Here is a 9,093-nt window from a genome sequence, read left to right on the forward strand (position 1 = left end):
AGTTATCTAAAGATTTTGCTCATTATAATTCAATAAAATCAAGGAATTTTAATGTCTGGTGGAATTTACCACTGCACTGGAATTTAAAATTTCAAGTCAGCAAAATTACATATTTTTTGAAAAGTCTCTCATACTGTTAGAAAGGAGTGGTTTTTCATGGATTATATCAATGCATTCTGGGTCGGTGGGGTGATCTGCGCCCTGACACAGATTCTGATGGAGAAGACAAAACTTATGCCGGGGCGGATTATGGTACTTTTGGTATGTACAGGCGCTGTGCTTGGGGCAGTCGGACTATACGAGCCATTTCAAAAATATGCCGGTGCAGGAGCCAGTGTACCCTTGCTGGGATTTGGCAACGTGCTGTGGAAAGGGGTTAAAGAAGCGGTCATGGAAGAAGGGCTTCTGGGAATCTTCAAGGGCGGACTTACTGCCGGCTCCGCCGGCACCTGTGCGGCGCTGGTATTTGGCTATTTTGCAAGTCTGATATTTGATTCTAAAATGAAAAAGTGAAAAAATCGAAAGAATGGCAGAAACCTGTAAAAAGGCTTCTGCCATTCTTGTTTTCTGGAATGGCTTTTGCTATAATAAATCAAAGTATGGGTTTTTATGCTCAGAGAGCCAGGAGGAAATGATATGGAAATAATTATCACCGTTGTGATATTTTTTATTCTTTCTAGAATTGGAAAGCAGAACAGGCTCGCAAAGGGGCAGAATCATTCGGAAGAAAGAGTGCCGGAGAGAAGAACACCGACGCCGAACAAGCCGGTCCGTCCCATGGTCGAAAAATTAAAACCTACAGCAAAACCCAATCAGCCGCGTCCCAAGGAAAGAAAGATGGATCGACAGGCAGCCAGAGACAATTGTCACTATGAAGCTGCCTATTCGAAAGGAAAGCCGGACAGAATCGGGCGTCGAGGTGATTACGAACCGGGAACTCCTTCCGGAATGGAGCGGATCAAATGTGCTTACTGCGGAGCGGAAAACTTTATTCCGGCAGGAAGCCGCCAGCATTATCATTGTTATTTCTGCTGGGAAAAATTATAGAAGAGGATAATAATCGTATGAGTAAAATAGCAATTGTAACCGACAGCAACAGTGGAATCAGCCAGAAAGAAGCAAAGGAGATGGGAATTTTTGTCCTTCCGATGCCGTTTTTGATTAACGGAAAGGAATATCTGGACGGAGTGGATCTCCTTCCGGAGCAGTTCTATGAGTTTTTAAAAGAAGATGCTGATGTAGCTACCTCTCAGCCATCTCCAGCTTCAGTCATGAAACTGTGGGAGGAGGTTTTGAAAGAGTATGATGAGATTGTGCATATTCCCATGTCCAGTGGTTTAAGCGGAAGCTGCCAGACAGCCATGATGCTGGCAGATGATTATGATGGAAAAGTACAGGTGGTTAATAACCAGCGTGTTTCCATTACCCAGATTGCTTCTATAGCAGATGCACAGAAATTAATTGCAGCAGGAAAGACGGCTGCTGAGGTAAAGGAAGTACTGGAAAAAGAAGCACTACGGTCCAGTATTTATGTTACGGTAACGACCTTAAAATATCTGAAAAAAGGCGGCAGAATCACACCAGCAGCTGCAGCCCTTGGTACGATGCTCAGATTGAAACCGGTGCTTCAGATTCATGGTGAAAAGCTGGATGCTTTTGCAAAAGTACGTACTATGAATGCGGCAAAGCGTACCATGATTGATGCCATTCGCAGTGACCTGGAAAATCGTTTTGCAGGACAACAGATGCGGCTTGATGTGGCTCATACAAATAATAAAGAAGCTGCGCTGGAATTTGTAAAAGAGTTAGAAGCAGAATTCCCTGGATATCAGGTTCAGAGAGTAGATGAACTGTCATTGAGTGTAGCATGCCATATTGGAGATGGCTGCCTGGCTGTAGCTTGTTCCAGAGTGGTAGAAGTATAGGAAAAGAGGGCGTCCAACATTGGATAAGTATGAGTATCGCCTGAAGGCGGAACAGATAGAAAAGCTGGCAGGCAAAAAGGACTATGAGACGGCTGCCAAGATTGCTGACACCATTGACTGGCGTCGGGTAAAGAATCTGAATATGTTGTATATTGTAAGTGATGTATATGAAGCCATGGAACGTTATGAAGACTGCATGGAGATTTTGAATATTGCTTATGATAAGGCATCTGTAGGCCGGATGCTGCTGTATAAGATGACAGAGATCGCGACAAAGATGCATCAGTTTCCGGAAGCAATTTCCCTGTATCGGGAATTTGTAAAGGTTGCTCCTCATGATCAGAGCCGCTATATTTTGAAATATCAGATCTATCGGGAACGGGGCTCTGCCATAGAAGATCAGATCCGGATTCTGAAAGATTATAAAGCTCATGAATATCAGGAAAAATGGGCATATGAACTGGCCTCCCTCTATGCACAGGCAGGGATGACAGACGAGTGTGTCCGGGAGTGCGATGAACTGATTCTCTGGTTCAGTGAAGGCGAGTATGTTAGAAAAGCCATGGAATTGAAAATGCAGTATGTACCACTTACTGCTGCACAGCAGGAAAAGTATGAGCATTCTGATAAACCGATGGTATCGGAAGATGATTTTGAAGGAACAGAAGTTGATTTCAATGCAGATAAATTCAGCACCATGAATCTCCAGGCAGAACTGGCAGCAAATCTGGACGAAATTTTGCAGCCAGGAGAAGAAATTGAAGTTCCGGATCTGGATCTTGATGCAAACAAAGAGAAAACCATAGAAGAAACGGATGTGGAAGAAGTGGATCTGCCGGAACTGGAAGATGACTTACCGGAACTGGAAACTTTGGAGATTGATGATCTGCCGGAACCGGAAACTCAGGAGATTGACGATCTGCCGGAACCAGAAATCCCGGAGATTGATGATCTGCCGGAACTGGAAACTCCAGAGGTTGATGATCTGCCGGAACTGGAAGATGACCTGCCGGAACTGGAATCTCTTGAGGATGTATTACCGGAGGAAGAAGAGCCAGCTGATGAGCTTCTGACAATCCCGGATGTGCTCGCTGAATGGGAACAGAAAAAAGCAGAGACGGAGGCAAGATTGGAAGCCACTGCAAAGCAGGAAGAAGAGCGTAAAGCACAGGTAATGCAGAGAACCGCGGAACTGATGAAACTGATTTCGGGAGAGTCCGAAGAAATTCCGCAGGATGTGCGGGATCTTCTCAATGAGATCGAAAAAGAGAAGAAGGAACAATCTGTTCCGATGATGACCGAAGATGAGGTCTCCTCTGATATCGAACATCCGCAAGTACCGGGGGAAGAGGGTGAGGCGCTGGAAGACCTCACAGAGCAGATTCAGGAGCAACAGGCGCCTGCAACGGAAGCGAAACCAGAACCTGAGAAAGTGTCTTCTGAAACGGCTTCTCTCAATATGATTCAGGATCTGCAGAATACCATGTCCCTGAAAGTGGCGGAATTGGCAGTGCGTGCAGGTCATCTTTCCAGAGAACAGGCCAGAGTATTTTCTTATTTTGCAACAGTAAAAGGAATGGGCAAGCAGCTATCCGGACTTCTGAAAGGAGAGGCGCCATCAGCTAGGAATAATTCTTCTAAAGGGAATGTGGTAATTACCGGTTCCAAAGGAAATGGAAAGACGACGCTGGCAATCGACATTGTAAAGGCATTTCAGAAAGAAAATCGGTTGGAGGGACATAAACTGGCAAAAATCAGTGGCTCCAAGCTGAATTCCAAGGATATTCAGGAAGTGCTTTCCAAGTTGAAAGGTGGAGCACTGATTATTGAGAATGCAGGTGGTCTGGAGAGCAGCACGCTTATGGCGCTCAGCCTTGCCATGGAAGGTGACACCGGAGGACTGCTAATTATTTTAGAAGGAACAGAGGAAGATATTCAGAAGATTTTCTTAAAAAACAAGAATTTTGCCTCCAAATTTGACTACAGGGTGGAAGTCCCAGTGTTTTCCAATGAGGAACTGGTGAACTTTGCAAAATCTTATGCAATGGAAAATGGATATTCACTGGATGAATTTGCGGTACTGGCATTATATGACAAGATTGGATCACGCCAGACACTGGATAATAATGTGACAGTCACTGAAGTAAAGGAAATCTTGGACGAAGCCATGGAACATTCAGAGAAAGGCGGTATGAAGCGTTTCTTTGCGAAGATGACAAAAAAGAATATGGACGAAGATGGAAATACCATTTTGCGTGAAGAAGACTTTGAAGAAGTATAGAGTATGAAAAGGCCGGATATGCAAAAAAACTGCATATCCGGCTGTTTTATTATGCAAAGAGTGAGGCAATCACCTCTGGTACAGTGCTGATGTGATCAAGATATGCGGCATTATCCCCACAGAAAATGAGACCATGTTCCACATCTCCTTGGACAGCACGGATCAATGCCTGAGTGATACAGTAAGGTGTTTCTTTTGGATTGCATTTTTCCAGACAGCGGTAGCATTTGGAGATGGTTTCTTTGCCAAGGGCAATCTTCTCAAGGAAAGGATTATGAATGGCTCTTGCCGGCATGCCGACCGGACTTGTGACGATCTCAATATCTTCCGGGCGGGCATTTACGTAAGCCTGTTTAAATGCATCTGCGGCATCGCATTCCTCGGTGGTGACGAAGGGCGTGGCCACCTGGATTCCGGCAGCGCCAAGCTCCAGCATGTGGCGCGTCTGTTGGCCATTCATGATGCCTCCGGCCACGATAACGGGGATGGAGGTGCCGTATTTCACTGCGTATTCGTTGGTACAGGCAATAATATTCCGGATTTCTTCCTCATACTGTCGATCATAGTCGGGCTCATAGAGGTGCGTGAGCTGCTCTCTGGAAAAGCCCAGATGACCTCCGGCGTGGGCTCCTTCAATGACAAGAAAATCTGCGGTACGGTGAAAACGTTTATCCCACCGTTTCAGAATAATCCGTGCTGCTTTTTCAGAGGAGACAATGGGGGCAATTTTAGTATCAGTACCTTCTACATAAGCAGGCATATCCACCGGGAGACCTGCTCCGGAAATGATTACATCGGCTCCGGCCTCGGCGGCGGTTCTCACATAATCTTCATAATCACGGGTGGCGACCATAATGTTGAATCCCACCAGTCCCGGACAGCTGCCATTCACATCCCGTGCGATGGTTCTTGCCTTTTCCAGTTCCTGTCTCATGGCACGCAGGTTGGCGGTTTTGGAATCTTCTGCGAAATCCGGTTCCTCAAATCCAATCTGTGCGGTGGAGATAATGCCGACTCCACCGGCTTTTGCCACAGCGCCTGCCAGTCTGGACAGGCTGACACCAACGCCCATGCCGCCCTGAATCAGTGGAAGCTTTGCGACTTTATTTCCAATTTGTAACGGTTTAATGTTCATAAGTACTCTTTTCCGGGCGCTTGCCCTTTGTATAATGTTTTGATTATCAAAATAATTATAATAGATACGGAAAAGAAAGTCAAGTGATATGGTTATCAAAACTACATGAAAATCCAAACAGAGAAACTATCATGACGGGATCAGTGTTTTGGAAGATTAGTGGGCGGATTCAGAAGCTTCTGCAGCAAAGGTGGTGGTTACTAGGTCTTCATAAGGTGTCCATGCAGGCAGTTCCCCTGCTTCTTTTAGAATGTTTTGAAGAAGATCAAAGCTGCTCTGCTCAAAGACCAGATCTTTTTTCCAGGTATCCTGCTCATAATACCGGGTAACGATGGCTGTGATGGTATCAAGGTCGGTCTCTGCAAACTGAGGCTGAATGACTTCTGCAATTTCCTCCGGTGTATGGGTCTGGACGTAATCCATGCCTTTTTGCAGTGCATTGGTGAAGGCTTGCAGGATGTCGGGATGAGCAGATAAGTAGCTTTGTTTTGCACTGTAAGCTGTGTAAGGCACATAGCCGGAGGCTTCGCCGAGAGAAGCAACTACATAGCCCTTTCCTTCCTGCTCCAGTGCAGTAGCGGAAGGCTCAAATTCTACGGTGTACTCAGCCGGAGAGCCATTCCCGGTAAAGGCAGCAGCGGTAGAACCAAAATCAATACTCTGATCGATGGTCAGATCAACAGCCGGGTCAATTCCATTCTTTTTGAGAATGTATTCAAATACCATTTCCGGCATTCCACCTGCCCGACCACCGTATACGTAGGTTCCTTTTAAATCAGTCCATTGGAAGGTGTCTGAATTAGTTCTGGCAACGAGAAAATTTCCGGCCCGCTGGGTCAACTGAGCAAAATTTACCAGATAATCGTCGGGATTTTGATTGTAAATGTAAATAGAAGATTCGCTTCCCATAAAACCAATATCCGCTTCGCCAGATACAACAGCGGTGGCAGTCTTATCAGCGCCAAAACCGGTGACCAGGGTCAGATCGATTCCCTCGTCCTTGAAATAACCGTTTTCGATTGCTACGTACTGGGGAGCATAGAAAATAGAATGTGCCACTTCATTTAACGTGACTGGAGTAAGAGAAGAAGTCTGTGAGGTCTTCTGCCCGCCGCAGGCCGTAAGACTCAGTACAGCCAATGCGGACAGAAAGACAGAAATCCATTTTTTCATAGTCTCATTCCTTTTGCAGAAAATTATAGTGTAATATATGCAAAAGGAATGTTTGTGTGCGGCGGCTTATTTTTCCGGATCGTCCTGATCCTTGTTATCACCTTTGAAGAGACGGAACAGCCACAGATAGATGTAGAGAAGCACCGGGATGACCACAGTGGCTACGATGGACACCATGAGAAGATCTTTCGCCTGATTGCCCGGAAGCAGGGAAAGTACAAAGGTGGCTGCGTATAAGAGTAAAATAATAATGACGGCTCCAAGAGCCAGAATTCGTTTGAGCTTCTGATACATATGAGAAAATCCTTTCTGAAAACTACCCTTTATTATAGAGGGTTTGCCGGGGGAAAGCAATTGTCAAACACCTGTTCTTATGCTATAGTTATGAAAAAGCAGGCGGATAAGGAGGATTCCCAATGAGTGATACGGGAACATTAAATAAAGAACAACAGGAGGCGGTTCAGTGTACGGAAGGTCCTCTTCTGATTCTGGCAGGTGCAGGATCAGGAAAGACCAGGGTCCTGACCTACAGAATTGCTCATTTGATTGAAGACTGCGGAGTGAATCCGTGGAATATTCTTGCCATTACCTTTACGAATAAGGCGGCGGGGGAGATGCGGGAACGTGTGGATCGTATTGTGGGATATGGTTCCGAGAGTGTGTGGGTCAGTACCTTCCATTCTGCCTGTGTGCGGATATTACGCCGGTATATTGACCGACTGGGATATGACACCAATTTTACGATTTATGATACGGAGGATCAGAAGACGGTAATGAAGGATGTTTGCAGACATCTGGAGCTGGATCCGAAGCTTTATAAGGAACGGGCGGTACTAAGTGTCATTTCCAATGCAAAGAATGAATATATTTCACCAAATGAGTTTCAGCTGCAGGTCAGAGGCGATTTTCGGATGGAGAAGATGGCCCAGGCTTATCTGGAATATCAGAAAGAATTGAAGAAAAATAATGCATTGGATTTTGATGACCTGCTGGTAAAAACGGTAGAGCTTTTCCAGAGCTGCCCGGATGTGCTGGAATCTTATCAGGAACGTTTTCGCTATATCATGGTGGACGAATATCAGGATACCAATACGGTACAGTTTAAGCTGATCAGTATTCTGGCAAAGAAATATCACAATCTTTGCGTAGTAGGTGATGATGACCAGTCCATTTACAAATTCCGCGGGGCAAATATTAAGAATATTCTGAATTTCGAAGAGGTATTTCCCGATGCAAAGGTGGTAAAATTGGAGCAGAACTATCGTTCTACCAAACACATTCTGGATACGGCCAATGCAGTGATTGCCCATAACCGTGGACGAAAGGAGAAGGCGCTCTGGACAGAGAACGGAGAAGGAGAGCCGGTATTTTTCCAGCAGTTTCAGACCGGTTATGATGAGGCTGAATATGTGGCGGGGGAGATCCGTAAAAAAGTGAAAAATGGAGAAGGAGAGTACAAAGATTTTGCAGTATTGTACCGTACCAATGCCCAGTCCCGTCTTTTTGAGGAAAAATTTTTATATGCCAACATTCCTTACAAGCTCATTGGAGGAGTGAATTTCTATTCCAGAAAAGAGATTAAAGATATTCTGGCTTATTTAAAAACCATCGATAACGGAAAAGATGACCTGGCTGTCCGCAGAATTATCAATGTGCCGAAGCGTGGTATTGGAAATGTATCACTTAATAAGGTGCAGAGTTATGCGGAAAGCATGGGTATGAGTTTCTTTGAAGCACTGGAAGATGCAGAACATGTTCCAGGGCTTGGAAGGGCATCCATAAAAATACAGCCTTTTGTGACACTGATTCATGAGCTGCGTCTCCGTCTGGCTGATATGAGTCTGGAGGAATTGATTGAAGAGATTCTGGACCGGACCGGATACAGTCAGGAACTGAAGGACGAAGATACGGATGAGGCAAAGGCGCGTCTGGAAAATATTGACGAGTTTATCAGCAAAGCCGTTTCCTATGAAGAAGGCGAAGAACATCCGTCTTTGAGTGGATTTCTGGAGGAAGTAGCGCTGGTGGCAGATATTGACAGCCTGGAAGAAAGTGACAACCGGGTGCTTCTGATGACGCTCCACAGTGCCAAGGGATTGGAATTTCCCTATGTATTTCTGGCAGGAATGGAGGACGGGCTGTTCCCCAGCTACATGTCCATTGCGGCAGATAATCCTGTGGAGGAAATTGAAGAAGAACGAAGACTCTGTTACGTGGGAATCACCCGTGCCATGAAAGAACTAACCCTTACCTGTGCCAGAGTCCGGATGATCCGGGGCGAGAATCAGTATAACAATATTTCACGTTTTATTCGGGAGATTCCGCCAGAACTCCTTGGTAAGAAGAGCGTTGTACCTCCGGCTCCCAAGGTGCAGGCACCACCAAAGGATGCACCGTATCAGAAAGCAAAGGAAGCATTTAAGACGAAGACTTTCGATCCTAATCAGTTTAAGGTTGTGAAGGCAGACAGCCTGGATTATACGGTGGGTGACCGGGTATCCCATATCAAATTCGGACAGGGAACGGTGCTGGAAATTGCTGATGGCGTCAGAGATTTTGAGGTAAAAGTAGAGTTTGAC

General features: G+C 45.6%; 8 protein-coding genes. 5 read left to right on the plus strand and 3 right to left on the minus strand.

Annotation, left to right across the window (positions count from 1 at the left end):
• Positions 1-156 precede the first annotated feature (156 nt).
• The 4 genes from ACZMB2_RS13290 (at position 157) to ACZMB2_RS13305 (ending at position 4,206) form a co-directional block, all read left to right on the plus strand.
• Entirely contained in the window at positions 157-513 is a 357-nt protein-coding gene (locus ACZMB2_RS13290) for a SpoVA/SpoVAEb family sporulation membrane protein (RefSeq protein WP_487597094.1), read from the plus strand.
• A gap of 123 nt (positions 514-636) precedes the next feature.
• On the plus strand, positions 637-1,047 hold the full coding sequence (locus tag ACZMB2_RS13295) for a hypothetical protein (protein ID WP_487597095.1): 411 nt from the start codon (positions 637-639) through the stop codon (positions 1,045-1,047).
• A gap of 17 nt (positions 1,048-1,064) precedes the next feature.
• Positions 1,065-1,925, plus strand: a complete 861-nt coding sequence (locus tag ACZMB2_RS13300) for a DegV family protein (protein WP_487597096.1) — start codon at positions 1,065-1,067, stop codon at positions 1,923-1,925.
• A gap of 19 nt (positions 1,926-1,944) precedes the next feature.
• Complete coding sequence (locus tag ACZMB2_RS13305; RefSeq protein WP_487597097.1) at positions 1,945-4,206, plus strand: hypothetical protein; 2,262 nt, start codon at positions 1,945-1,947, stop codon at positions 4,204-4,206.
• 49 nt (positions 4,207-4,255) lie between these two features.
• Here the strand turns inward: ACZMB2_RS13305 and ACZMB2_RS13310 are convergent, their stop codons facing one another.
• The 3 genes from ACZMB2_RS13310 to ACZMB2_RS13320 form a co-directional block, all read right to left on the minus strand.
• Complete coding sequence (locus ACZMB2_RS13310; RefSeq protein WP_487597098.1) at positions 4,256-5,341, minus strand: NAD(P)H-dependent flavin oxidoreductase; 1,086 nt, start codon at positions 5,339-5,341, stop codon at positions 4,256-4,258.
• A 156-nt stretch (positions 5,342-5,497) separates the two neighbouring features.
• Positions 5,498-6,514 (minus strand): ABC transporter substrate-binding protein, encoded by a 1,017-nt coding sequence (locus ACZMB2_RS13315; protein WP_487597099.1) that lies wholly within the window; start codon positions 6,512-6,514, stop codon positions 5,498-5,500.
• A gap of 66 nt (positions 6,515-6,580) precedes the next feature.
• Positions 6,581-6,808 (minus strand): hypothetical protein, encoded by a 228-nt coding sequence (locus ACZMB2_RS13320; RefSeq protein WP_487597100.1) that lies wholly within the window; start codon positions 6,806-6,808, stop codon positions 6,581-6,583.
• A gap of 122 nt (positions 6,809-6,930) precedes the next feature.
• Between ACZMB2_RS13320 and pcrA the strand changes: the two genes are divergently transcribed.
• Positions 6,931-9,093 (plus strand): DNA helicase PcrA (pcrA, locus tag ACZMB2_RS13325; RefSeq protein ID WP_487597101.1); only part of this gene is annotated, 2,163 nt, incomplete at its 3' end.

The sequence above is a fragment of the Hominiventricola sp. genome (assembly GCF_057604405.1).